Origin of the sequence: Methylomonas sp. EFPC1, from assembly GCF_016925515.1 — a bacterium.
Lineage (GTDB): Bacteria > Pseudomonadota > Gammaproteobacteria > Methylococcales > Methylomonadaceae > Methylomonas > Methylomonas defluvii.
In genome coordinates this window covers 3,549,605-3,575,197 of sequence record NZ_CP070494.1, presented here as the reverse complement: position 1 = coordinate 3,575,197, position 25,593 = coordinate 3,549,605, and the positions used below count along the sequence as shown (strand labels likewise).

The 25,593-nt window shown below is 51.6% G+C and carries 25 protein-coding genes; 11 read left to right on the top strand and 14 right to left on the bottom strand.

Annotation, left to right across the window (positions count from 1 at the left end; all coding sequences use genetic code 11):
* Window positions 1-23: 23 nt before the first annotated feature.
* From JWZ98_RS16415 to queF, 10 genes are all read right to left on the bottom strand, one after another.
* Complete coding sequence (locus tag JWZ98_RS16415) at window positions 24-680, bottom strand: tetratricopeptide repeat protein (protein ID WP_205450987.1); 657 nt, start codon at window positions 678-680, stop codon at window positions 24-26.
* A gap of 33 nt (window positions 681-713) precedes the next feature.
* Window positions 714-2,000, bottom strand: coding sequence for a histidine--tRNA ligase (hisS, locus tag JWZ98_RS16410; RefSeq protein WP_205450986.1), 1,287 nt, complete (start codon window positions 1,998-2,000; stop codon window positions 714-716).
* Between the two features lie 19 nt (window positions 2,001-2,019).
* On the bottom strand, window positions 2,020-2,745 hold the full coding sequence (gene pilW, locus JWZ98_RS16405) for a type IV pilus biogenesis/stability protein PilW (protein WP_240348036.1): 726 nt from the start codon (window positions 2,743-2,745) through the stop codon (window positions 2,020-2,022).
* Window positions 2,746-2,770: 25 nt separating this feature from the next.
* Window positions 2,771-3,883 carry a 23S rRNA (adenine(2503)-C(2))-methyltransferase RlmN gene (gene rlmN / locus JWZ98_RS16400; protein WP_205450984.1) on the bottom strand — a complete coding sequence of 371 codons (1,113 nt, stop codon included), beginning with the start codon at window positions 3,881-3,883 and terminating at the stop codon, window positions 2,771-2,773.
* Window positions 3,858-4,289, bottom strand: coding sequence for a nucleoside-diphosphate kinase (gene ndk, locus JWZ98_RS16395; protein ID WP_020485277.1), 432 nt, complete (start codon window positions 4,287-4,289; stop codon window positions 3,858-3,860). Before ndk ends, rlmN begins: the two co-directional genes overlap by 26 nt.
* 148 nt (window positions 4,290-4,437) lie before the next feature.
* On the bottom strand, window positions 4,438-6,285 hold the full coding sequence (gene secD / locus JWZ98_RS16390; RefSeq protein WP_205450983.1) for a protein translocase subunit SecD: 1,848 nt from the start codon (window positions 6,283-6,285) through the stop codon (window positions 4,438-4,440).
* A 75-nt stretch (window positions 6,286-6,360) separates the two neighbouring features.
* Complete coding sequence (yajC, locus tag JWZ98_RS16385; RefSeq protein WP_205450982.1) at window positions 6,361-6,711, bottom strand: preprotein translocase subunit YajC; 351 nt, start codon at window positions 6,709-6,711, stop codon at window positions 6,361-6,363.
* Window positions 6,712-6,819: 108 nt separating this feature from the next.
* A complete protein-coding gene (asd, locus tag JWZ98_RS16380; protein ID WP_205450981.1) occupies window positions 6,820-7,680 on the bottom strand; it encodes an archaetidylserine decarboxylase in 861 nt (286 codons plus the stop codon).
* Window positions 7,677-7,961 (bottom strand): EscU/YscU/HrcU family type III secretion system export apparatus switch protein, encoded by a 285-nt coding sequence (locus JWZ98_RS16375; RefSeq protein WP_205450980.1) that lies wholly within the window; start codon window positions 7,959-7,961, stop codon window positions 7,677-7,679. Before JWZ98_RS16375 ends, asd begins: the two co-directional genes overlap by 4 nt.
* 6 nt (window positions 7,962-7,967) lie before the next feature.
* Window positions 7,968-8,357, bottom strand: coding sequence for a preQ(1) synthase (gene queF, locus JWZ98_RS16370; protein ID WP_205450979.1), 390 nt, complete (start codon window positions 8,355-8,357; stop codon window positions 7,968-7,970).
* 294 nt (window positions 8,358-8,651) lie between these two features.
* Here queF and JWZ98_RS16365 point away from each other — a divergent pair, with 294 nt between their 5' ends.
* On the top strand, window positions 8,652-9,011 hold the full coding sequence (locus JWZ98_RS16365; protein WP_205450978.1) for a hypothetical protein: 360 nt from the start codon (window positions 8,652-8,654) through the stop codon (window positions 9,009-9,011).
* 256 nt (window positions 9,012-9,267) lie between these two features.
* On the opposite strand, the gene JWZ98_RS16360 is transcribed toward JWZ98_RS16365, so the two are convergent.
* Genes JWZ98_RS16360 through nhaD form a run of 3 tightly spaced genes read right to left on the bottom strand, consistent with a single transcriptional unit; the run spans window position 9,268 to window position 12,988 of the window.
* A complete protein-coding gene (locus JWZ98_RS16360) occupies window positions 9,268-9,966 on the bottom strand; it encodes a response regulator (RefSeq protein WP_205450977.1) in 699 nt (232 codons plus the stop codon).
* The gene (locus JWZ98_RS16355; protein ID WP_205450976.1) at window positions 9,963-11,489 is read right to left on the bottom strand and encodes an ATP-binding protein; all 1,527 of its coding nucleotides are present in this window, start codon (window positions 11,487-11,489) and stop codon (window positions 9,963-9,965) included. The genes JWZ98_RS16360 and JWZ98_RS16355 overlap by 4 nt, the downstream gene beginning before the upstream one ends.
* A gap of 50 nt (window positions 11,490-11,539) precedes the next feature.
* Entirely contained in the window at window positions 11,540-12,988 is a 1,449-nt protein-coding gene (gene nhaD / locus JWZ98_RS16350; RefSeq protein ID WP_205450975.1) for a sodium:proton antiporter NhaD, read from the bottom strand.
* 380 nt (window positions 12,989-13,368) lie between these two features.
* Here nhaD and smc point away from each other — a divergent pair, with 380 nt between their 5' ends.
* From smc to JWZ98_RS16300, 10 genes are all read left to right on the top strand, one after another.
* Window positions 13,369-16,869 carry a chromosome segregation protein SMC gene (smc, locus tag JWZ98_RS16345; protein WP_205450974.1) on the top strand — a complete coding sequence of 1,167 codons (3,501 nt, stop codon included), beginning with the start codon at window positions 13,369-13,371 and terminating at the stop codon, window positions 16,867-16,869.
* Window positions 16,869-17,606, top strand: coding sequence for a cell division protein ZipA C-terminal FtsZ-binding domain-containing protein (locus tag JWZ98_RS16340; protein WP_033155538.1), 738 nt, complete (start codon window positions 16,869-16,871; stop codon window positions 17,604-17,606). The genes smc and JWZ98_RS16340 overlap by 1 nt, the downstream gene beginning before the upstream one ends.
* 71 nt (window positions 17,607-17,677) lie before the next feature.
* Window positions 17,678-19,477: a translation elongation factor 4 gene (gene lepA, locus JWZ98_RS16335; RefSeq protein WP_101054918.1), complete on the top strand. Its 1,800-nt coding sequence runs from the start codon at window positions 17,678-17,680 to the stop codon at window positions 19,475-19,477.
* 12 nt (window positions 19,478-19,489) lie between these two features.
* Window positions 19,490-20,266 (top strand): signal peptidase I, encoded by a 777-nt coding sequence (lepB, locus tag JWZ98_RS16330; RefSeq protein WP_033155536.1) that lies wholly within the window; start codon window positions 19,490-19,492, stop codon window positions 20,264-20,266.
* Between the two features lie 96 nt (window positions 20,267-20,362).
* Window positions 20,363-20,740, top strand: a complete 378-nt coding sequence (locus tag JWZ98_RS16325; RefSeq protein ID WP_033155535.1) for a DUF4845 domain-containing protein — start codon at window positions 20,363-20,365, stop codon at window positions 20,738-20,740.
* Complete coding sequence (gene rnc / locus JWZ98_RS16320) at window positions 20,737-21,420, top strand: ribonuclease III (protein WP_205450973.1); 684 nt, start codon at window positions 20,737-20,739, stop codon at window positions 21,418-21,420. Before JWZ98_RS16325 ends, rnc begins: the two co-directional genes overlap by 4 nt.
* Window positions 21,417-22,307 carry a GTPase Era gene (era, locus tag JWZ98_RS16315; RefSeq protein WP_033155533.1) on the top strand — a complete coding sequence of 297 codons (891 nt, stop codon included), beginning with the start codon at window positions 21,417-21,419 and terminating at the stop codon, window positions 22,305-22,307. Before rnc ends, era begins: the two co-directional genes overlap by 4 nt.
* Window positions 22,307-23,008 carry a DNA repair protein RecO gene (gene recO / locus JWZ98_RS16310; protein ID WP_205450972.1) on the top strand — a complete coding sequence of 234 codons (702 nt, stop codon included), beginning with the start codon at window positions 22,307-22,309 and terminating at the stop codon, window positions 23,006-23,008. Before era ends, recO begins: the two co-directional genes overlap by 1 nt.
* A gap of 73 nt (window positions 23,009-23,081) precedes the next feature.
* Window positions 23,082-23,825, top strand: coding sequence for a pyridoxine 5'-phosphate synthase (gene pdxJ, locus JWZ98_RS16305; protein ID WP_205450971.1), 744 nt, complete (start codon window positions 23,082-23,084; stop codon window positions 23,823-23,825).
* Window positions 23,826-23,829: 4 nt separating this feature from the next.
* Window positions 23,830-24,576, top strand: coding sequence for a PP2C family serine/threonine-protein phosphatase (locus JWZ98_RS16300; RefSeq protein ID WP_205450970.1), 747 nt, complete (start codon window positions 23,830-23,832; stop codon window positions 24,574-24,576).
* A gap of 54 nt (window positions 24,577-24,630) precedes the next feature.
* On the opposite strand, the gene JWZ98_RS16295 is transcribed toward JWZ98_RS16300, so the two are convergent.
* The gene (locus tag JWZ98_RS16295) at window positions 24,631-25,584 is read right to left on the bottom strand and encodes a sigma-54 dependent transcriptional regulator (protein ID WP_033155529.1); all 954 of its coding nucleotides are present in this window, start codon (window positions 25,582-25,584) and stop codon (window positions 24,631-24,633) included.
* Window positions 25,585-25,593: the final 9 nt, after the last annotated feature.

The window sequence follows — 25,593 nt, the reverse complement described above, 5'->3', positions numbered from 1 at the left end:
AGCGTGTATCCGTTGGCGTGGGCTTAATTGGCAGTCGCCGTGGCAGCGTTGCCAGGCGTTGCGACGTCGTCCAGCTTGAACTGCGTCAGCGGGGTGGCTTGACCGGTTCTGATCGCGCTTTGGTACGCGCTACGGGCTTCGTCCAAGCGGTCCAGTGCGACGTACAGGTCGCCCTGCAATTCGTCGTAACTGGCGGAAAAGCCTTCGGATTTAGCCGGATCGACCGCGGCGATCAGTTGCAAACCTTGTTCGTATTGGCCGGTAGCCAGCATCAGTTGAATCAGGCGTAGACGGGCAACATGTCTTAATTCATCGCTGTCGGCTTCTTTGATGGATTTTTCCAGAATCGCTTTAGCGCCTTCCAGATCGCCTTTTTGCACTTTGCTTTTGGCCAATTGCAGGCCGGCATAGTGGGCGTAAGCGGTGCCCGGAAATTCGATAGGCAAGCGTTCCGCCAGTTTTTCGGTGGATTCGCTGTTGTCCTTGGCCGCGCTATCCAACAATTGTTGGTACATCTGCGAGGCTTGGGCGCGTTTTTCCAGTTGGTGGTTTTGCCAGAGATTCCAGCCGCTCACCAATACTATTGCGGTGACAACACCGGCGATCAATGAAGTCTGATTGGCTTCCCACCATTTTTTCAACTGTTCCAGCTGTTCTTCTTCGGTATCGTAAATTGCCACGCTAGTTCTCTTCTATTATCAGGTTATAAGGGATTATTGGCCGTGCCAGTCTTGCAGGGTTTGCAGGAGTTGGTCGTGATTGTGTGTGCTTTGCTCAGCGTCGATGCGCAAGGGTTTTAAAGCCACTTCGCCGCGTTGGGCTTCGTCGTCGCCGATGATGATGGCGTACTCGGCGCCGGATTTATCGGCTTTTTTAAACTGGCTCTTGAAGCTGCCGCCGCCGCAATTGACCTGCAATTTCAGGCCGGGAAGCGCATCGCGGATGCGTTCTGCCAAGCGCATGCCGGCTGCTTCGGCGTTGGTGCCGACGCGAATCATGTAGACATCGGTGCTAGCTGCGACTGGGACATTATCCAGTAATTCAAGCAAGGCCAGGATGCGCTCCATGCCCATCGCAAAGCCGATGGCGTGATTCGCCTTGCCGCCCAGTTGTTCGATCAATCCGTCATAGCGGCCGCCAGCGCAGATGGTGCCTTGCGAGCCTAAGTGCTCGGTGACCCATTCGAATACGGTTTTGCCGTAATAATCCAGGCCGCGCACCAAGCGAGTATTCAGTTGGTAGGTAATACCCAGATCGTCCAGCGTGGCTTTCAGGCTATTGAAATGTGCCAGACTTTCTTCTCCAAGATGCTCAAGTAGTACCGGGGCCTGTTGCAACATAGCCTGCATATCCGGATTTTTACTATCCAGGATGCGTAGCGGATTGGTTTCCAGGCGGCGCAAGCTGTCTTCGTCTAAAACTGCCAGATGTTGTTGGAAATATTCGACCAGTTTGCCGCGATAAGCCAGACGTTCTTCGCTGGTACCCAGGGAATTGATTTGCAGCTCGACTTTATCGCGGATGCCCAGTTGCTTCCAGAGCCGGTCGGTTAGGGCGATGATCTCCGCGTCGATGTCCGGGCCGGGCATGCCGTAGGTTTCCACACCCAGTTGGTAGAACTGCCGGTAACGGCCTTTCTGTGGGCGTTCGTGGCGGAACATGGGGCCGTAATACCACAAGCGATGGCTTTGGTTGTGCAGTAAACCGTGCTCCAGGCAGGCGCGCAAACAACCGGCGGTGCCTTCCGGACGCAAGGTCAGGGAGTCGCCGTTGCGGTCGTCGAAGGTGTACATTTCTTTTTCGACGATGTCGGTGACTTCGCCAATAGAGCGTTTGAACAGCTCGGTTTTTTCGACGATGGGCAGCCTGATTTCCTGATAGCCGTAGGCGCTCAGTACTTGTCTGGCCTGGCCTTCCAGCCATTGCCAATAAGGCGATTGCTCGGGAAGGATGTCGTGCATGCCGCGGATGGCTTGGATAGCCTGTTGTTGTTTTGCCATGATCTTGTTTGTTGCCGGATTATTTGCTGATCGCGGTTTTGACTTGTTGTGCTTCTTTGGAAGCCGGAAAAGAGCTAATCAATTGCTCGCGGTATTCTTCCGATATTTTGCTGTTACCCAGCGCCCGTTCGGTTTGAAACGCGATCCACAGCGTTTCCGGGGTATGTTTGGCAACGCCCAGGTAGCGCTCCAGAAACGCCCTGGCCGACATGAACTGACCATTCTGATAGCTGATGCGCTGCATCTCCTGCAAGGCCGGCGAGTAATCGGGCTGTGATTGCAAAGCTTGGCGAAAATACTCTTCGGCGCGCTGCATGTCGTTCTGCTTAACGTAACAAACGCCCAGATTGGTTAATGCAAACCAGGGCCGGTTGTTCATTGGCGATGCCATCGAATCTTGCAACAGAGCTATACCCTTGTCGAATTTGCCTTGCTCGCACAAGAATCGGCCGTAGTTATTCTTGATGCTGAAGTTATCCGAGTCTTTATTTAGCGCAGTTTGATAGCTGTCGCTGGCTGCTTCGGTTTGTTTGATGCGCTCGTAGAAGACCGCCAGGGCGTTATGAGTTTCCGGGTTGCTGGAATCCAGCCGCACCGCAGTTTCCAGCTTTTCCTTGGCAACGTCGAGCATGCCCATATCCAGGTAACGGGCGCCCATCTGCAAATTGAGCTTGGCTTTTTCGGCATTGCTCATCGTATCGCGGGTGTCAGGTAGCAAGCCGCATGCTCCTAACAATAAACTCATCAGAACTAAGCCGCGAGCCATTTGCCTATTGGGCATGTGAGAGTCCTTGTGCTTGCAGTTTTAAATGCCTGCGGCTTTTGTCTTGCACCTGGCCGACCAATTGTCCGCAGGCTGCATCGATGTCTTCGCCGCGCGTCTTGCGGACAGTGGTGACAATACCGGCATTATGCAGAATATCGCGAAACTTCAGAATCGCGGCATTACTGGAGCAGCGGTAATGCGATTGCGGAAACGGATTGAACGGAATCAAATTCAGTTTCGACGGCACGGTTTTTAACAGTTTGACCAAGGTGCGCGCGTCTTCCGGGCTGTCGTTGATGCCATCCAGCATCACGTATTCAAAGGTGATGTGCTTGCGCGGGCCGGTTTTGGCATACTCACGACAGGCTTCCATCAACTCCTTTAACGGGTATTTGACGTTGATCGGTACAATTTGGTCGCGCAAGGCGTCATGCGGGGCGTGCAAGGATACGGCGACACTGACGTCGCAAACTTCATTCAGGCGTTTCATTGCCGGGACAATGCCCGAGGTGCTGATGGTGACGCGGCGCTTGGACAGGCCGTAACAAAAGTCATCCATCATTAAATTCATGGCTGCCACGACGTTATCGAAGTTCAGCAGCGGTTCGCCCATGCCCATCATCACCACATTGGTGATGCGGCGCTCCGGTCCCAAGCGTTGTTGGGCAAGATAGAGCTGGCCGATGATTTCGGCGGTGGACAGGTTGCGGTTGAAGCCTTGTTTGGCGGTCGAGCAAAAGGTGCAGGCTAGGGCGCAGCCCACTTGTGACGACACGCATAGCGTGGCGCGGCGTTCTTCCGGGATGTAAACGGTCTCAACCCGATTGCCGCAGTGCATCTGCACCGCCCATTTGCAAGTGCCGTCGGACGCCAATTGTTCGGCGACGATTTCCGGGACTTTGATCTGGCAGTGTTCTTTTAAATGACTGCGCAACGATTTGCTCAGGTTGGTCATCTCGTCGAAATCGGAGATGCCTTCCTGATAAATCCATTTCAGCACCTGAGTGGCACGAAACGGCTTTTCGCCGAGCTCGACAAAAAAGGCTTGCAGGCCTTTTCTGTCGAAATCCAGCAGATTAATCAATGCTGGCTTAGCGGATACGGTCGCAGAGTTCATCAGCAGAGAAGAAGTAAGCGATTTCTCTCGCAGCAGATTCCGGTGCATCGGAACCGTGTACGGCGTTTTCGTCGATGCTGACCGCGAAGTCGGCGCGAATGGTGCCGGGAGCGGCTTCTTTAGGATTAGTGGCGCCCATCAATTCACGGTTTTTCAGAACCGCATTTTCGCCTTCCAATACTTGCACAACGACCGGACCGGACGTCATGAAGCTGACCAAGTCTTTGAAAAAACCGCGTTCTTTATGCTCGGCATAAAAGCCTTCGGCTTGTTCTTGGCTTAATTGCAGCATTTTTGCTGCGACGATGCGCAGGCCGTTTTTTTCGAAGCGGCTGACAATTTCCCCAATCACATTTTTAGCGACTGCATCAGGCTTGATGATTGAGAAAGTACGTTCGATTGCCATTGTGTAACTCCAGTGAGGATAGTGATTGAAAAATTAATTGCGCATTATAGCTTGTCGGACAGGGTGTTGAGAAACGCCCTGCCGAATAGTGCTTTTCCGAAACTGCTGAATAGGCCCGGTTTGTGCTGCGCCGAGCCTAAATTTTTGGCTAGATGGAAATTTTGTCTGCGCGATGGTCGTTGCCGTAGAACCAGTTGACCAACATCCGGGTGCCGGTGACGGCGGTAAATACCGAGGTGGCGATACCAATCATCAAGACCAGCGCGAAACCTTTGACCGGGCCTGTGCCAAAACCGAACAACAATACCGCAACGATGAAGTGAGTCACGTTGGAGTCGAGAATGGTCGCAAACGCTTTTTCGTAACCGACGTATATGCTGGCCTGCCGGCTCAAGCCATTACGCAGCTCCTCGCGGATCCGTTCGTTGATCAGTACGTTGGCGTCCACCGCCATACCCACAGTCAAGACGATGCCGGCCATGCCTGGCAGGGTCAGAGTGGCTTGCAACACGGACATAATGGAGATCAGCAGCACGACGTTGAATAACAAGGCAAAGTTGGCGATCAAGCCGAAAGCTCGGTAATAAGCTACCATGAAAAACACGACCAGCAGGAAGCCGGCGGTAATCGACATCATGCCTTGATCGATATTTTCCTGGCCCAAGCTAGGGCCGACGGTGCGTTCTTCGACAATTTCAACTGGAGCCGCCAAGGCGCCGGCTCTAAGTAATAAGGCCAAAGTGCGGGCTTCTTCAGGGCTGTCCAGGCCGGTGGTTTGGAAGCGTTTGCTGAAACTGTCGCGGATGGTGGCGACACTGATGACTTTTTCGACTTTTTCTTTATGTTGAACTTTCTCGCCGTTAACGACCCGGGTTTCGGATTTGTATTCGATGAACACCACCGCCATCGGCTTGCCGATATTTTCCTGAGTCATCTTGCCCATTTTCTTGGCACCGACGCCATCCAATGTGATGAATACGGCAGGTGAGCCGTCTTGATCCAAGCCTGATGACGCATCGGTGATTTGGTCGCCGGTGACGATAACCGCGCGTTTCAATAGCACCGGCGCGCCGTTTTTATCTTTATATAAGCGGCTGCCGATAGGTTCGTGGCCGCCCAGGGCCGATTGCACATCATGCTCTACGTCAACCAAACGGTATTCCAGTGTGGCGGTAGTGCCCAACAATTCTTTGGCGCGGGTAGTGTCTTGCACGCCGGGCAGTTGCACGACGATGCGGCTGTCGCCTTGTTGCTGAATGATAGGCTCGGCGACACCCAGTTCGTTGACCCGGTTACGCAGCGTGGTAATGTTTTGGCCCAGCGCCGCCTTCTTGATTTCGCGCAGGTTACGTTCGGGGATGTTTAACGTAAATTCATTCGGACCGCTTTCCACTAAATCCAGGCCGCGGAAGTCTTTATTGAGTACTTCCGTGGCGGCAACTCTGGATTCTTCGTTAGGCAACACGACTTTGATACCGCCAGCTTCCTTCGAAACGGATTGATACCGAACTTTTGCATCACGGAAGGCCGAGCGAATGTCGTTGGTGTAGCGTTCTTCGGCTTGTTTCAGCGCGGAGTCCATGTCAACTTCCAACAGGAAGTGCACCCCGCCGCGCAAGTCTAGGCCAAGATGCATGGGGTTTGCGCCGAAAGCGCGCAGCCAAGCGGGGGTGGCGGGCGCTAAATTCAAGGCAACCGTCGCTTTGCCGGACATTTGTTCGCGCAATATGTCCGCCGCTTTCATCTGTTCGTCGGTATTGTTGAACCGCGCCAGGATTTTGCCGTCGGCAAATTCAAAGCTTTTCAGCGTGAAACCAGCGTTTTTGATGCTGGTGGCGACTGCGTCAGCCTGAGACTGCTGCAATGGCGTCGGGCTGGACGAAGCCAATTGCACTGCCGGGTCGTTGCCGTACAGATTAGGCAACGCGTAAATCGTACCGACTAACAGCACGAAAATTACTAGGATGTTTTTCCAGACAGGGAAATGATTTTGCATGGTTATTCCATTAAAAGCAGTGACAGCCAGGCTGTTGCGAATTAAAGCGGGGTATATCGCAGGGTTAATGCAAGCTTAGTCTTTGGTTTTTTTGCTGTTCAAGGTTTTGTAAGTGCCTTTAGGCATCATGTTGGCGATGGCATGGCGCTGTACTTGAATAAAACTGTTATCGGATACTTCCAGCTTGACGAAGTTGTCATCCAGTTCGGCCACTTTACCCAAAATACCGCCGGTGGTGACCACTTCGGCGCCTTTGCCCAATGCAGCCAGCATTTGTTTCTGTTCCTTGTTACGCTTGGATTGCGGGCGGATGAACAGGAAATAGAAAAATATCAGAATGCCCAAAGGGAACAGCATGCCTTCAAAACCGGGTTGAACGGCAGTGGGCGCTGTTTGGGCCAGCGCATCGGAAATCAAGAAACTCATGGTAATCCTCTTATTGTTATCGTCGTTTTAAAGGTCCGGCCGGGCGGACAGGCGCGCATTATGCCACACTAGCAGTGCTTATCACATTACGCTGTCGATTTGCCCGGTTTATGCTAGCGTCCGGCCGATTGCTTGGCCCAGTTGTACCGCTTTGCCGCTGGAGAAGTCGCCGTTCCAGGCTATTTTTTCTTTACCGAACAAGACGATAATCGTCGAGCCCATATTGAATCTGCCCATTTCCATGCCTTTTTCAATAACCGGCGGATTGTCGTCGTAACGCCAAGTTCTGGGCGTGCTGATGCTCGGTGGAGTGACAACGCCGTGCCAGACAGTTTCGATGCTGGACACGAAAATCGCACCCACCAAAATTAATGCCATCGGCCCGGCGGCTGTGTCAAAAATACAGGCCACGCGTTCGTTGCGGGAGAACAGATTCGGCACGGCGCCGACGGTAGTGTTATTCACGCTAAACAGCCGGCCGGGAATGTGCACCATTTCTTTCAAAGTGCCGGTTAGCGGCATATGCAGACGGTGGTAATCCTTGGGCGACAAGTAAATAGTGGCGAAGGAGCCATCTTCAAAGGCCTGCGCCCGTTCGGCGTCGCCGCCCAGCAATTCCATGGCGCTGTAGTCGTGGCCCTTGGCTTGGAAAATTCGACCGTTGTTGATCGTTCCGGCTTGGCTGACCGCGCCGTCCGCCGGACAGGCTATGGCGTCGGCGGCCGAGGCGATCTGTCTGGCGCCGTCTTTTAATTCGCGGGTAAAAAAATCATTGAAGCTGGCGTAGTGATCCAGGTCTTGAAACTTGGCTTCCTGCATATTTACCCCGTACAACTGCACGATGGATTTGATAAACAGGTTTTTCCAGATTTTGTTTTGGCAGTGGGTTAGATTGGACATCACGCCGGAGAGTGCGTGATGCGGCAATGCGTATTGCGGCAGCACGGTAAGAGTTTCTTTTAAATTCATGATTCGGGATCAGGGGTTTTGCCGCTGATGAAATACGCAAAAGCGATGACTTCGGCGACGGCAATATAGAGTTGTTGGGGGATTTCCTCGCCGAGTGGGACTTGCGCCAAAATTCGCGCCAGCTCCGGTTCGTTTTGCAGCGGTACACCGTGTTTTTCGGCGATGGCCAGAATTTGCTGAGCGGTCAAGCCTTCGCCTTTTGCCGTTACTTTCGGCGCATTTTTGCCATCATACTGCAGGGCGACGGCAATATCGCTGTTGTAGAAGGTTCGGCCGCTCACGTTGCTTTACGGCAGATTGACCAGTTCAGGCGCTTGCCAGCTTGGGTCGCGATGTTCGGCGATTACGGTGGTGTAAATACCACCGCGCACATTGAACTCTGCACGCAGTCGCATGAAATTGGGCGAAATTGCCGCGACGATATGATCCAAAATTTCGTTGGTAACAGCCTCATGAAAGGCGCCACGCTCGCGGAAAGTCCACATATACAGCTTCAAAGACTTGAGTTCCACGCATAATTTACTGGGTACATATTCCAGAACCAGTTTGGCGAAGTCGGGCTGGCCGGTCATCGGGCACAAACAGGTAAATTCCGGGATGTCGATGCGAATCGTAAAGTCGCGCGCCGGCCTGGGGTTTTCGAAAGTGGTGAGGTCTGCGCTGGGTTTTGTAGTCATTGCTTGATTTGGGTTGTTATGGATTCCGGAGTAGCGAATGGGATGTCCGCCAGTTAAGTCCGGCAATATTTTACCAGCTAAGATGCGATAACGTATTAAGCATTTAAACTCAATGAGTTATCGTGTAATTTTGAGCTGGCGCTTGCGTAGGGTCCCGGGTTTGTTTCTCCTGAATCAGTCGAAACATTTGATGGGCAGAATTGTCAACAACTTGCGGCGAATGATGTAAAATTATTGTTAAGGCGAATCGCAAAAACCGCTAAGATGTGAGTCTAACTTGCAGGGGAGTCGACGATGGAAATCAACACTACATACCCAAACCCAAATTCCTTGGCTAGCCAAGGCTTACCCAAAGATCAAAAAGCCGGCGCGATTGAAGCGTTGGCCGAACGCAGGAAGGCGGCCAATTCGCAAAATCAGGCCGAGAGACCAGAGCCCAGCCCAAGCGACACGGTTAGTTTGTCGCAGGAGTCTTTGAAATTGGCGCAGGCTGCCAGCGGACAAAATAGTGACAGTCAGGCCCGAATTAGTAGCCCGGAACAGGCGCAACAGGTGCTTGGAAGGTTAATCTCGGATATCCAAAACAATCCCGGTCAAGCGCAATCCGCTGTTGCCAATCGGCGGCCTAACAACTTAGGCGCATTGTTGAATTAGCTGCGGGCCTTTTTAGGCCTGGGCATAGACGACTAGAGCCAGTCTTGATGGATTGGCTCGCTTCTTCCTAATCCGTTAAAACCACGCGGTTTTCCGGAACCAAATACCTGACACGGCCATTTCGAAAGGAATTCACCGTAACAGGCTTCTCGATTAGTTTTTAGATTCCTAGAATCTTGGACTCCCACCTCGACAGGCCAGCACCGGGTGCAGTCAACAGTTTAGAAAGAGCCGCTGTTACAGGCTGGGTCAAACTCTAATCGTCATCGTTAACCGCCATGCGATACCCCACCCCCACTTCAGTCAGCAAATAACGCGGCCGCGCCGGATTGACTTCCAGTTTGTGGCGCAACTGGCCCATGTAAATACGTAGATAATGTTGATCGTGTATGTGCTCCACACCCCAGACCTCTTGCAGTAACTGGCGATGGGTGACGACCACCCCGGCATGACGGATTAGAATGCCGAGTAGCCTAAATTCGATAGGGGTGATGCGCACTTCGTGGTCGACAACAAATACTTTGCGCCGCGTCAGATCGACTTTTAACTGACCGCTTTCAAAAGTCTCTTGATTGCTCAGGCTGCGTGTAACCCTGCGCATCAAAGCTTGTAGCCGAGCATGCAATTCGCCGCTGCCAAAGGGTTTGGTCAAGTAATCGTCGGCCCCGGCATCCAGTGCCATGATCTTGTTTTGTTCCTGGCTGCGCGCCGACAGTATCAGAATGGGCAGGTCAGACAATTGCCGCAAGCGTCGCGTCACCGCGATTCCGTCCATGTCAGGTAAGCCCAGATCCAAGATCACCAAGTCGGGATTGGCATTGCTGAGCATCGCCAGGCCGGATTTGCCGCAGTCGGTTTCGATCATGGACCAGCCGCGAAGACTGAGGCTGGTTTTTAGAAAACGTCGGGTTTGCGCGTCGTCCTCTATTAATAAAATTAAAGGCGCATTAGTCATGCTAGGCCTCCAATCGCTTCCGATTCGGCCAACTGCGGCGGTTCGTGCAAAGGCAGTTCGATAAGAAACTCCGCGCCCTTACCGATGCGGTTTTTCACATAAATCATCCCGCCATGTGCCTCGATGATCGCCTTGCACAATGCGAGTCCCAGGCCAACCCCGTTTTGTCCGGTTTCGGTAGTGCCGCGATAAAACTTTTCGAAAATCCGAATTTGTTGGTTCTTGGCGATGCCCGGACCGTAATCCGCTACGGTTAAGCGGAATTGATCGCGCAGCGACACGGCCTCGATGTCAATCGGGCTGCCTGGCGACGTGTACTTAACCGCGTTTTCGATTAGATTCACCAGCACCTGTTCGATCAGCACGGCATCTATCCAAACTAGCGGTAAGCTATCAGGCAGCAGGGTGCGGACCGGTCTGTCCTGTAACTGTCTATCCAAACGGTTCAGAGCACTGCCGACTATCTCCTCAATGGTGTTCCAGCTTCTGTGCAAAATGATTTGACCGCTACTTAAGCGAGCCATGTCCAGAATTTTGCCGGTCAACTCCGACATGCGTTGCGCTTCTTCCAATACCGATTGATTCAGGTCCTGGCGTTCCGGGGCTGATAATCCGGCATCATTCTCGATAGCGGTGCCGACCGCGCCGATGATGCGGGTCAAAGGCGTGCGCAAATCATGGGATATGGAGCTTAACAGGGCGTTGCGCAAGGCTTCGGTTTCGGCTTGCAGATTGGCCTCTCGGGCCTGCGCGGCGAGTTGAAATCGTTCCAAGGTTTGCGCGATTAAATGGCAGAAGGTGTTTACTTCTGGCGTTTGTCTAGCCAATGCTTCGGTTTGTAGGACGGCTAGAACTCCTTGCGCAGCGCTAGATCCTTGCAGTGGGTAATAGCTTAATAGGGGCTGAAGTCTGGCTTCACCTGTCTCGAAGGCTTGCTGTGCCAGGGTATGGTCGAGGCTTTGCAATGAAATGGGCAATGCTTGATTCGTTTGAATTTGCAGGCCGTTTTCGGTATTGGCAATCAGCAGAACCGAATCGGTACCAAATTCATTGTCGATATGTTCGGCCGCGATACGTGCTACGGCGTTATGATCCTGTGCCGCCGCCAGGTCGCGACTCAATCGATAGAGCGCATTGGTATGCGATTCACGCTGTTTGGCTAACTCGGCTTGCATGCGCGATTTTTCAAGCAGACTGCCGGTGACATTCGCGACGATGATCATCACCGCCAAGCCGACGATATTTTCCAAGTCGCTAATCGCAAAGGAGAATATGGGGCGGGCAAAATAAAAGGCAAAAGTTGGTGCGCTGAGTAGCGATGCGACGATGGATGCGCTACGGCCGTAGCGGCTGGCGACCAGAAATACGCCCAGTAAATAAGTTATCAGGATGCTGGCCGGTCCCAACAGATCGCGCAAAGGCCAATCGATCAACGTGCAAATGAAGGGGGCGGCGACGCCCCAGGCATGGCCGAGGAAGCGCTCGCGCTTTTGCGGGGATAGCCAAGCTTCGGATAGTGTCATTGGGGCGTCGATATTAGCGCGTGGGTTGCGGTTGTTAGCCATTCGACCGGTCAGAAAGACCCGGCATTGAACAGCATATGCGTACCGATACTGGCGAAGTAAGCCAACAGGATGACCGGGCACCATTTCATGTGGCTAGCAAAGGTGTATTGCCCCTTGGCTTGCCCCATCAAACCGATGCCCGGGGCCGAGCCGATGGCCAGCAGGCTGCCGCCGACACCGAGGGTCAAGGTCAGCAACAACCATTGGCCTTGCGGAATATCCGGGTGCATGGTTAGCACGGCAAACATAAGCGTACCGTTGTCGACGAATGCCGACGATAAACCGATCATCACATTCGCCAGAGTCGGGCTGAATTGTCCGTATAACACCTGAGAAATGGCATCAAGATAGCCGATAAAGCCCAAGCCGCCAATTCCCATCATCGCGCCGTAGAAAAACAGTAAGGTATCCCATTCCAGTCGGCCCACTTTATCGAAAATATCCAGGCGCTTGGCTTCGTTAGTCATCAAGTTCACGTCGCCGCCGCCGAAAAATAGGGAAAACTCCGACTGTTGCGGACTGCTCGGTTTATCGGATTTTTGGAGATAGAAATAAAAGAATTGCAACAAGGATAGGCCTGCCATCATGCCGGCCGCCGCCGGTAATCCCAAGGCCATGTCAAAACCAACTGCCAAGCTGATGGTGGCGCCGAACAAGAACAGGATGCGCTTGGCGCCGCGCGGTAACGAAATTTGCTCGGCGTCGACGATGGGTTTGTCTTTGGGCAAGGCAAAATGCATGGCTGCCGCCGGGACTAGAAAATTGACCAGGCAAGGTACGAACAATTTAAAAAACTCGGTAAAGCCCAGGATGCCATGCTGCCAAACAAACAGTGTCGATATGCCGCCCAGTGGGCTAAATGTGCCGCCGGCATTCGTGGCAATCACGATGTTCAAGCAGCCCAGCGAGACAAAACGCGGGCTGTTTTTGCCAACGGCTACCACGACAGCGCCCATCAACAAGCCAGCGGTCAAGCCGTTGACGATACAGGAAATGAGAAAAACTAAAAATCCTGTTATCCAAAATAGTCGGCGATAGCTGAGGTCTTTACTGACCAGCCAAATCTTCAGCGCATTAAAAATACCCATGTCTTCCATCGCATTCAAGTAGGTCATCGAAACCATGATGAACAGCAGCAATTCTATATAAGCCTGCAAGTTACCTTTAAATGCTGTGGTTGCCGGTAAGCTATTGCCGTGTTGTTGATACGCCAGGACGATGACAAACCAGATTAAAGCTGCCGCCAGCAGCATGGGTTTGGATTTACGCAGATTGGTTAAGTCTTCGAGCATTGCCGAGATATAGGCAACGATCATCACGACCAGTGAAAAGTAGCCAACCCAATGTTGGGTAAGGTCAAGGTGAAAGGTCTGTGGCGCTGCTGGCGCCGATTCGGCAGATACGAGTTCCGGAAAAATCAGTGATACCAATCCAAACAGATAAATGATCCGCAGCATGCGTTCTCCGGCTAACGAGATTAATTAAATGCCGCAAAATTGCTTGGTTTTCGGCAACTTTTGGCTATCTGCGGATTTTATTTTTAGCCGTGTAAAAAAGGCGTAAAGAGCGGATGTTTGTGGGCAATGCCAATGTATGCGCAAAGCTGGCGTCGACTGCAATATCGGGCGGTTTTCGGTTGCTGGATTTGGCAGTCTGACTTTTAGGTCGGCTTGGTCAAGCGATACCCGCAATCTGATTAAGTATTGATTTTCGAGACGAAATCCTGCTTTTGGTTTGAGGCCCTGTGTTAAGCCGATTTAAATTCCATTCGAATCGAAACGGCATTTCGACGATAATAGCGGGCTTTGTAAACGGTCTTGAGCGTCATAAATCAGGCATGAAGCTGGAAAAAATCAAACTTTCGGGTTTCAAATCCTTTGTCGATCCCACCACGATACCGATCAACGGCAATTTGACTGCGATCGTCGGTCCGAACGGTTGCGGCAAATCCAATATCATCGACGCGGTACGTTGGGTGATGGGCGAGAGCTCGGCTAAGCATTTGCGCGGCGGTAATATGGCCGATGTGATTTTCAATGGCTCGTCGGGCCGCAAGCCGGTCAGTATGGCGTCAGTCGAACTGGTATTCGACAACAGCGAGGGCAAGGCCGGCGGTGAGTATTCGCAGTACGCCACCATTTCCATCAAGCGCCAAGTCAGCCGCGACGGCCAATCGCTGTTCATGCTCAACGGCTCCAAATGTCGGCGTAAAGATATTACCGATCTGTTCTTGGGCACCGGTCTTGGTTCGCGCAGCTATGCGATCATCGAACAGGGCACGATTTCCCGAATGGTCGAAGCCAAGCCCGAAGATTTGCGGGTGCATATCGAGGAGGCGGCCGGTGTATCGAAGTATAAGGAACGGCGTTCGGAAACTGAAATCCGCATGCGCCATACCCGCGAGAATCTCGAGCGCTTGAACGATTTGCGCGACGAAGTCGAAAAGCAAATCAAGAATTTGGCCAAGCAGGCCGAGAAAGCCGAGAAATACACGGAACTGAAAAAGCAGGAACGCCAGTACAAACAAGAGTTGCTGGCGATGCGCTGGCAAAATTTTCAGCGTTCCGCACAGAAGCTGGAGGAAAAACTGCAAAGTATCGCCGCCGAGCACAATCGTTTGTTCGTGTTGCTGCGCGATACCGAAAAAGCCATGGAACTTAAACGCGGTGAACAAAAAGCCCAGCAGCAGCATTTGGATAGTACCCAAGCCGAATATTATGCGGTGGTCGCCGAAGTCAGTCGGCTGGAGCAGGCCATCAAGCACAACCAAAAAAGCCACGAGGAAACCCTGGTCGAAATCAATCGCTTGAAACTGCAAGCTGAGCAGGCGCAATCCGAATGCGAGCAGGACCGGCAGCAATTGGAGGAAATCCGTCAGACCTTGCTGGAAGCTGAAGAAACCATGATCGTTGCCCGCGAGCGTGAGGAAGACTTGCTGGGCATTCAGCAAGACGCGCATCTGCAAAAGCAGCAATGGCAGCAGCAGTGGGAAGCTTTTTTGGCGGAAAACGCCGGCTACCGCGAACAAGCCGAAGTACAGCGGACCAAGCTGGTGCAGCTGGAAAACCAGAATCGGCAGTTGCAGACCCGACTGGATAAATTACAGGGTGAGCGCGGTGGTTTGGCCGATACACAGTTGCAACTGGAATTAGAAACCCTGGATAGCAGTATCGAATTGATTGAAGCCGAACGCGAACAGTTGCAGCAGCAACTGGAAGTCGTGCTGCTACGCATCGCCGAACTAAGGCCGGCCATCAAACAACTTCACGACAGCCTGCACGCCAATCGCGCCGAGTTGCAGAAGGTCAACGGTAAGATCAGTTCCTTGGAATTGTTGCAGCAGCATGCGATGGGTAAGGACAAAAAGGAGTTGGGAGTCTGGCTGGAGCAGGTGGGCTTGGAGCAACAACCGCGCTTGGCCGAATTTCTCGATGCGGAAGAAGGCTGGGAAACCGCCGTGGAAACCGTACTGGGTAGTTATCTAGAGGCGATCTGTGTGGATAGCGCGGACTCAATTTTGGGTGAGCTGCAGGATTTGACCAAACAGTCCTTGGTGGTATTTGAGACGCATGCCAGTTCGAGTGGCGCCAGTGCCGATTCAGCGGCCTTGGCTAGTAAGTTGCGTAGTCGCTGGGATTTATCCGGTCTGCTAAGCGGAATCTATTGTGCGGAGACCATGCAGCAAGCCCGGCAAATGAATTTGCAGGCGCATGAGTCGGTGGTATTAGCCGACGGCACTTGGTTGGGCAAGGACTGGATCAAAATCAGCCGTGGTAGCGACAGCAAGGCCGGGGTACTACATAGGGAAAAGGAATTACGCGAACTGAAGCAGCGGCAAAGCGAATTGCAAATGATGATTGCTGAAGACGAAGAGCAATTGGCCAACTCCGAACAGGAGTTGAAGGCCGCCGAAAGCAATCGCGAGCACTATCAACAAAAGGAAAAACTGCTCAGTGCCGAGTTTTCCGCTAAGAGCGCCGAGTACAGTGCGCAATCGGCGCGTTTCGAACAGCAAAAGCGGCGCCTGGAGCAGCTCGATCACGAGATCGAGGAAATTAGCCAGCATCTGGCGGAAAACGCCGAAAGCATTTCCGAAGCGGAAATGATCAAGCAGGACGCCGAGCAGGCCTTGGGCGATTTGGGCGACAAGAAAACCGAATTGGAGCAATTGAATCAACAGATTCAAGCGCAACAGCAAAACACCGATGCCTCGGTCGATGAAGCGCGCCGGCACTTGCACCGCTTGCATGCGCAGATCGAATCGCTGAAGTCTTCGGAAGTGCTGAGCGCCAAACAGATTGAGCGTTTGCAATTGCAGCATCAGCAATCGGCTGATCGTATCGCCGAACTGGAAAACAAGTTGCACTTTTCATTGGCGCCGCTCGACGATGAGAAAATGCAATTGGAAGAGTTGTTGGAGCGCAAAGCCGAATTCGAGGACAACCTGCAGTCCGAGCGCCAGGCTCAGCAGGCTAGCGAGCAGACGGTCAGTCAGTTAGCCGAGCAATATTCGCAAACGCAACGCTCCTTGGAAAAACAAAAAGAAGCCTTGGATCAGGTGCGTTTCGAGCAACAGGATAGCCGGGTGCGTCAGCAAACGATTGCGGAGCAATTGACCGAGGTTGATGCCGATCCGGAGGTGATTCTAACTAATCTAACCGAAGGCGCGAGCGAAACGAAATGGAAAAATGCCGTCGACGAATTGACCGATCAGATAGAAAAGTTGGGATCCATCAATCTGACTGCCATCGAAGAGTTCAAAACCCAATCCGAACGGATGAAATTTTTAAACGAGCAGCATGACGATTTGGTCGATGCCTTAAATACTTTGGATCAGGCCATCAGTAAGATCGACAAGGAAAGCCGCCAACGCTTTAAAGAGACTTTCGACAAGATCAATAGTGGCTTGAAAGAAAAATTTCCGCGTTTGTTCGGTGGCGGTCAGGCTTATCTGGAGCTCACCGAAGACGATTTGCTGGAAGCCGGCGTCAACATCATTGCCCGGCCGCCCGGCAAGCGCAACAGCTCGATTCATTTGTTGTCCGGTGGCGAAAAGGCCTTGACGGCGGTGGCCTTGGTTTTTTCTATTTTTGAACTGAATCCGGCGCCATTCTGTTTGCTGGATGAAGTGGACGCGCCGCTCGACGATGCTAACGTCGTGCGCTTTTCGCAGATGGTGGAAGACATGTCGGCAACCGTACAGTTTTTGTATATTTCGCACAACAAAGTCACAATGGAAATTGCAAAACATCTGGCAGGTGTTACCATGAAGGAGCCTGGAGTATCCAGAATGGTGGCGGTTGATATTGATGAAGCAGTGAGCATGGCAGAAAGCTAATGGATAAAGAATTATTAAGAGTCGTGATTATTTTGATCGGCGTGCTGGTGATGATCGGCATGGTGTTGTGGCATTTCGTCAAGTCGTTGCGAGAAAGACGCACCCCTGACGATTATTACGACGAGGACTCTTACGACGACCGAGTGGTTGACGAGTTTTCGGTCGAGGAAGACGACGATGAAATGGATGTATTTGCGTTAGGCAACGAGTTGGTTGATGGAGATGCTCTGTTAGACGATCAAGCCATCAAGCCCAGCCCAAAACCGTCTGCCGATGCTTTGCGCAAGGATGTCGAGAAAAAACAAGCCGCGACCTTGGCTAATTCGCGGCGTTTGGAATTGCCGGCTTTGATCGAGTTCAGCATCGTTGCCCGTGCCGACCAAGGCTTTAATGGCGAAGATCTGTTCGAGGCTTTCGAACGTGTGGGCTTGCGCTATGGCAGTGTGCGGGTATTCGAGCGGGTGGATGCCAATCGCATGGTCGATTTCGCGGTCGCCAGCATGGTTGACCCCGGTACTTTCCCGGACACCGGGCTACAAGATTTTTATTGCCCCGGCATCGTGTTTTTTATGCAACCGCGCGAAGTCGATGCACCGTTGGCGGTATTCGATGATTTCATGGAAACCATCGATACGTTGGCCGACGAACTTGACGGCGTGGTCTGGGACAACCAGCGGCAGCCGCTGACTGCCGAAACCGTCGCGCAATTCAGACAAATACTGGCCAAGGCCGCCTAAAGCAGTACCTCGCGGGGGCAGGGCAGCTACCGCATTTATTCTGTAAACCTAACGAATTAACTAGAAGCTAAGTGGATCAAAAAAATATCAGAAATTTCTCCATCATTGCCCATATCGATCACGGGAAATCGACATTGGCAGACCGATTTATTCAAATTTGTGGCGGCTTAAGCGACCGGGAAATGGAGGCGCAGGTACTCGATTCCATGGATCTGGAACGGGAACGCGGCATTACCATCAAGGCGCAAAGCGTCACCCTGGATTACAAGGCCAGTGACGGCGTCACCTATCAGCTGAACTTTATCGACACGCCGGGCCACGTGGACTTTTCCTATGAAGTTTCGCGTTCGCTGGCGGCTTGCGAGGGTGCCTTGCTGGTCGTCGATGCGGCTCAAGGCGTCGAAGCGCAAAGCGTCGCTAACTGCTACACCGCCATCGAACAAGGTTTGGAAGTCGTGCCGGTCTTGAATAAGATCGATTTGCCGTCAGCTGAACCCGAGCGGGTGATGGAAGAAATTGAGAATGTGATCGGCATTCCGGCCGATGAAGCTTTGAAGATCAGCGCGAAGACCGGCATCGGCGTGGAAGCGGTGCTGGATCAACTGATTCAAAAGATTCCGCCGCCAGCGGGTGATGAAAATGCGCCGTTACAGGCTTTAATCATCGATTCCTGGTTCGACAACTATCTGGGCGTGGTGTCCTTGGTGCGCATCGTCAACGGAAGTCTACGTAAAAAGCAAAAAATTACCGTCATGTCGACCGGAAAGTCATTTCTGGTTGATAAATTGGGCGTTTATACCCCCAAACAACTGGAGAAACAGCAACTCAACACCGGCGAAGTAGGTTTTATCGTCGCCGGCATCAAGGATATTTTCGGCGCACCGGTTGGCGACACCATTACGGCTACCGACAATCCAGCCAGTGAAGTACTGCCGGGGTTTGAAAAAGTCCAGCCGCGGGTGTTTGCTGGTTTGTATCCGGTCAGTTCCGACGATTTCGGCGCCATGCGCGAAGCGTTGGATAAATTGCGTCTGAATGACTCGGCACTCAATTACGAACCGGAAACCTCGCAAGCGCTGGGTTTTGGCTTTCGTTGCGGCTTCCTCGGCATGCTACATATGGAGATCGTCCAGGAACGGCTGGAGCGCGAATACAACATCGATCTGATTACCACCGCGCCGACTGTTATTTACGAAGTGGAAACCCATGGCGGCGAGGTCGTTATGGTCGACAATCCGGCTAAGCTGCCGGACGTCGGCACCATTGTCGAGATTCGCGAACCGATTATTCAGGCCAATATTCTGGTGCCGCAGGCCTACTTGGGTAATGTGATCAATCTGTGTATCGAAAAACGCGGCATCCAGAAAAACATGCAATATGCCGGTAGCCAAGTATCGCTTAGTTACGAACTACCGATGAGTGAAGTAGTGCTGGATTTCTTTGATCGTTTGAAATCCTGTAGCCGCGGCTATGCGTCTTTCGATTACGAATTTTTGCGCTTCGAGCCTGCGCCGCTGGTTAAGCTGGACGTCTTGATCAATGGCGATAAAGTCGATGCCTTGTCTATTATTGTGCATCGGGATTTGAGTCAGAACCGTGGTCGAGATTTAGTCGATAAGATGAAAGATCTGATTCCGCGGCAGATGTACGAAGTGGCGATTCAGGCGGCTATTGGTGCCAAGGTCATCGCCCGCTCTACCGTAAAAGCCATGCGCAAAAATGTCACAGCCAAATGTTATGGTGGCGACATTACCCGTAAGAAAAAGCTGCTGGAAAAACAGAAAGCCGGTAAGAAACGCATGAAGCAGGTGGGTAGTATCGAGATTCCACAGGAAGCCTTCCTGGCGGTGTTGCAGGTCAATAAAGAGTAATAACGATCAATTATGGATTACGATTTTTCATTTTTTCTGGTGGTAGCCAGTTTTGTCACCGGCGTTGTCTGGGGTGGCTATAGCTTATATCTGAAGCGGGCCAATCTACCTTATCCTACTGAGAACGAGCCGTTATTGGTCGAATATGCCCGTTCGTTTTTTCCGGTGGTGTTGATCGTATTGTTGCTGCGCTCGTTTCTGTTCGAACCCTTTCGGATTCCCTCGGGATCGATGATGCCGACATTGTTGGTCGGTGATTTTATTTTGGTGAATAAATTCAGTTATGGGGTGCGCTTACCGGTGCTGAACACCAAGGTTATCGAAATGGGTGAGCCCAAGCGCGGCGATATCGTGGTGTTCAGGTTTCCGAAACAGCCGGAAGTCGATTACATCAAACGAGTGATAGGTTTGCCGGGCGACCGCGTCGCTTACTTTGATAAAAAGCTTTACGTCAACGGCGTACCCGCCAAGCAAGTGTCTTTGGGACGTTATCAAGGCGTCGGGCAGGGCAGCAATATGAGCGGTGCCGAGCGGCTGGAAGAGGATTTGTTGGGGGTTGAGCATTCCATCCTGGTAAGTCACGGGGCTTCGTCCGTAGAGGATGTGTTCGTTGTGCCGCAGGGTCAGTATTTCGTCATGGGCGATAACCGCGATAACAGTAATGACAGTCGTTATTGGGGTACGGTACCGGAAGCTAATCTGGTGGGTAGAGCCTTTTTTATCTGGATGAATTGGGACTGGCAAAATAACGGTATTGCTTTCGACCGGCTAGGCACAGTGCTGCGTTGAGCGGTTTGCTGTTAGATAATCCGAAAAAACAATGCTTAATGCGGTGGACTCTCAACAGTCGTCGGTTTATTTCTAATTTTTCTTGGGGGTAGTGTTATGCCGTCATCATTAAAAAAACAACGCGGTTTAACCTTTCTGTCCATTGCCTTTATTTTGGCGTTAATTGGTTTTTTTACCTTATTGATTCTAAAAATTGCGCCGATTTATATCAATCATAGCCGGGTGGTAAACGCCTTGAAAGCGGTGGAAAACACTACCGATATAGTGACTAAAACTAAGTCTGATATAAAGGGTAGCTTGGAAAAACGCTTTGATATGAATTATGTAGAGCACGTCACCAATGACAATATCAAAATTGTCGCGCAACCCGGCTATGTACGGGTTGACATCGACTACGAGCGAGTGGAGCCCATTATGGGTAATTTGAGTGTGTTGGTTGAATTCCACGAGGGATTCGAAGCTGGCAATAAGTGATTAAAAAGCCTGAAACTCTAGCCGGTAAGTTGGGTTTAACCTTTAACGATCCCAGCTTATTTACGATGGCTTTGACTCATCGTAGCATGGGTGCCAGAAATAACGAGCGCCTGGAATATCTGGGCGATTCCGTGTTGGGCTTCGTGATCGCCCAAAAACTATACGAACTGTTCCCCGAGGCGGGAGAGGGCGCCTTAAGCCGGCTACGTGCCAGTTTGGTCAACCAGAATTCGCTGGCGGAAGTGGCCAGACAGCACAATATCGGTGATTATCTAATTCTCGGTTCCGGCGAACTGAAAAGCGGCGGTTTCCGTAGAGATTCGATTTTGTCGGATGCGTTGGAAGCCATCATGGGGGCCTTGCTGAAAGACCAAGGCGTTGAGGTTTGTCAGCAGTGGATATTGCGATTATTCGATGACAAGCTGGCCGCGCTGAAAGTAGACGATTGGACCAAAGATCCGAAAACCCGTTTGCAGGAGTTGATGCAAGCCAGCCGTAAACCCTTGCCGATTTACGAATTGGTCAGCATGTCCGGCGCGGATCATGCCCAAACCTTTGAAGTGAAATGCACCATCGCATTAACACCGGAAACGCGCAATGGCGTCGGTATTTCCAGAAAGAAGGCCGAGCAGGCTGCTGCCGAAAATATGTTAAATTTTTTACAATCCAGGGATAAATGAACTGCGGATATGTTGCTTTAATCGGTAGGCCCAATGTCGGCAAATCGACGCTGATGAATCATTTGCTGGGTCAGAAACTCAGTATCACCTCAAGAAAACCGCAAACTACCCGGCACCGAATTCTGGGTATCAAGACGACAGCCGCTGGTCAAGCCATCTTCATGGACACACCGGGCATGCACAGCGACGAAAAAAAGGTATTGAATCGTTATCTGAATAAGACTGCGGACAGCACCTTGCTGGGAGTCGATGTCGTGATTTGGTTGCTGGATGGCTTGTATTGGCACGACTACGACGAGAAGATTTTCAAGAAACTCGAGCAAGCCGGACTGCCGGTTATCTTGGCAATCAACAAGGTCGATAAAATCAAGGATAAGGATGCGGTGCTGAAGTTCTTCGCCGAGGCGCAGCAAAAATATCCGTTTCAGCATATCGTGCCGGTTTCGGCCTTGAAAAATACCAATCTTGAGGTGCTGGAACAGCACATTATGGCGTTGCTGCCCGAGGCCGAGCTCATTTATCCGGAAGATCAAATCACCGACAGGCCGGAGCGCTTTTTTGCCGCTGAAATTATTCGCGAAAAATTGACTCGGCGTTTAGGCGATGAATTACCTTATGCGCTGACTGTCGAAATCGAACGCTACGAGGAGTTTCCGGAGCTTTGCAAAATATACGCGGCGATTTTAGTAGAGCGGGACAGCCAGAAAAGCATCGTCATCGGTAAACAGGGCGAAATGCTGAAAAAAGTCGGTAGCGAGGCGCGGGTTGATATTGAAAAATTGATCGGCCAAAAAGTCTATCTGGAATTGTGGGTTAAAGTGAAAAAGGGTTGGTCGGATAACGAGCGCGCCTTACAGAGTTTAGGTTTTAGCGATTTTGGCCATTAATGAGCGGCTTGGCCGTTTATTTACAGCCGGCGTTTGTTCTGCAGCATCGGCCATACCGGGAAACCAGCGTATTGTTAGATGTTTTTACCCGGGATTTTGGCGTGGTTTCCATGCTCGCCAAGGGCGTACGTAAGGAAAAGTCGAAAATAGCCGGGTTGTTATTGCCTTTCAGCGCCTTGCGGCTGTCGTTTGTCGATAAAAACGAACTAAAAATTCTGTCTCAGGTGGAATACGTCGACAGCTACCCTTTAGAGCGCTTGGCGCTTTACTGCGGATTTTATGTGAACGAGTTGGTGCAACTATTCGTGCACAAAGACGATCCCCAGCCCGAGATATTTAGCTGCTACGAGCGCTGCTTGAGTGGTTTATTGCTTGGTGAATGTATCGAGCAGACTCTGCGTTATTTTGAACTGGATTTATTGCAAGAAGCTGGCTACGCCGTTGCGATGGATTCGGAAGCTAACGGTAATCCCATCAAGATAGGTCAGCGCTACAATTTTTTAGCTGATTTCGGCATGGTCGCGGATAACGAAGGTTTGGTCGCTGGTGAAACCTTGTCAATATTGGCCGAAAGGGCTTCGTTGGAAGGCCGCGCGCTGCTCGAAGCCAAACTGCTCTTCAGAAAAATGCTGGATGGACATTTGCAAGGCAGACAGTTGAAAAGTAGGGATGTCCTGGCAAAAATTATTAAGTATTTATAGGCGAAAGATAAAAGTCAGGATAGGTTGACCGTCTTTCATCCCTCTTTCTCATCCGCTTGCGGACCAATATTCAATGGAAAAACAAATCATTTTATTAGGTGTCAACATCGACCATGTTGCGACCTTGCGTCAGGCGAGAGGTACTCGTTATCCCGAGCCGGTGCAGGCTGCGCTGATCGCCGAGCAAGCCGGTGCTGACGGTATTACCGCGCATTTGCGCGAAGACAGGCGGCATATTCAGGACAGAGATATTTATTTGTTAAAGGATATGTTGCACACCCGGTTGAATCTGGAGATGGCCGTGACAGAAGCCATGTTGGCGTTTGCGGTTAAGGTCGAGCCACAAGCTTGTTGTTTGGTGCCCGAGCGCCGAGAGGAATTGACGACCGAAGGCGGTCTGGATGTGGCAGGCGCCGCGGAAAAGATGCGTTCTGCTTGCCAACAATTGGCGGATGCGAATATAGAAGTCTCTTTGTTTATCGATCCGGATTATCGGCAAATCGACGCGGCGGTCCAGGCGGGGGCGCCGGTGGTGGAGTTACATACTGGTCGCTATGCCGATGCTGCAAGTAAACTAGAGCGGGAGCAAGAATTGCAACGAATCCGCACGGCTGCGGCTTATGCGCACCAAGCAGGATTGCAAGTGAATGCCGGCCACGGCTTGAATATCGCCAATGTGGAAGCTATTTGCCGGATTGAGCAGATTGTCGAGCTAAATATTGGTCATTCCTTGATTGCGCAAGCGTTGTTTTCCGGCTTGGATAGCGCGGTCAGGGATATGAAGCGCGTCATGCGGGAGTCGCGTTTACTCGGTTGATGTAATGCAGAACGAACTCGAGTTTTATCAATTAACCTCGATAGGCAATCGCGAGGTCAATCAGGATTGCATGGCGCACCGGGTGTGCTCTGATTACGCATTATTTGTGGTCGCTGACGGATTAGGCGGACATTACTCCGGCGAAAAAGCTTCACAATTTTTTTGCCGTAGCTTGATTGCTCTGGCGGAAAAATATCATGGTCATATAGCCTCAGTGAAGGCAGAAACGGTCATGGCTGCTTGGATTGCGGAAGCTGTTAGGAATATGAGTGAACTATTTGCCGACGATCCGTTTGCAAGCGATGCCCACACCACCTGTGCAATCCTGTATCTGGACCAGGAACGAGCGATAGTGGCGCATTGCGGAGATTCGCGAGTTTATCGGATCAATTCCGAGCAAGTTCTATGGCGTACAAAAGATCATTCTGTGCCCCAACAACTGTTTAACGAGGGAAAAATCAGCGAATGGGAGATGGGTGTTCATCCCGATCAGCATAAGCTGACCCGAAGTATCAATGTGTTGACTGCGCCTGCGGTGGATATTGCCTGTTTCCCACCGATGAAATGCGGCGAAACCTTTCTGCTCTGTAGCGACGGTTTTTGGGAGTTTGTAAAGGAACAGGAATTGTTGGCGTTATCGCAAGAGGGTAGCGGAAAGCCGGAGTTGCAGAAGATGGCAAAAATGGCAGTGTTACGAGCCCAAGGTAAAAGCGATAATGTTACTGTGCAGTGGGTCAGGCGGCGGCGTTAGCTGTTTAAGTGGAGGCTGGGGCTGAACCATGCAGCCCCCGGTAAACCGTATGGCTTAGTGTGTTGCCAAGCCGTGCTTTTGAATCCGGTAAAGCAAGGTGTCTCTGGAAATGCCCAATAAGCGCGCCGATTTGCTGCGATTGCCTTTGGTTCTGTTCAAAGCTTGCAGAATCATATCTGCTTCCAGTGCATCTAGTTGTAGACCCAACTCCGGCAAAGTAAAGTCCGAGCTGACTGTTATTGCGCTGCGGTTGAATTCGTGGGGCAGATTTTCCGGCTCGATTACTTTGCCCGCCAGCAGAATGCTTAGTCTTTCGCAAAGATTGCGCAATTCACGTACATTGCCCGGCCATTTGTAGCTGCGCAGCGTTTTTATGGCTTGTCTGCTGAAAGTAGGTGGTTCCAGGGAATGTGCGGCCGAGAAGTGTGTGAAAAAGTGTTTCGCCAGTATTTCTATATCTTCGGTGCGCTGATGTAATGCCGGCAATTCCAGCGGCACTACATTTAAGCGAAAATACAAGTCCTGACGAAATTGACCGTTTTCTATCAGTTTGGTGAGGTCGGCATTGGAGGCAGCAATCACGCGCACATTCACCATGTAGGGTTTGGTGCCGCCAACGGGTAAACATTCTCCCGACTCCAGAAAGCGCAAAAGTTTTGCCTGGATTCCCAAGGGTAAGGAATTGATTTCGTCCAGAAACAAAGTGCCGCCATCGGCTGCCTGAAACAAACCTTGCTTGTCCGATACCGCGCCCGTAAAAGCGCCTTTCTTATGGCCGAATATTTCTGATTCAACCAGACCCTCAGGGAGTGCTGCGCAATTTAAGGCGATGAAAGGTTTATTTGCGCGCGGGCTATCCTTTTGAATGGCCGTTGCCAGTACTTCTTTTCCCGTGCCGGTTTCGCCTTTGATCAGCACGGTAACGTCGGTCGCCGCAACGATACGAGCGCTGCGAATCAATGCTTCGATTGCGGGAGATTGTCCAATAATAGGATCGAAGTTATCCACTGTAAAACC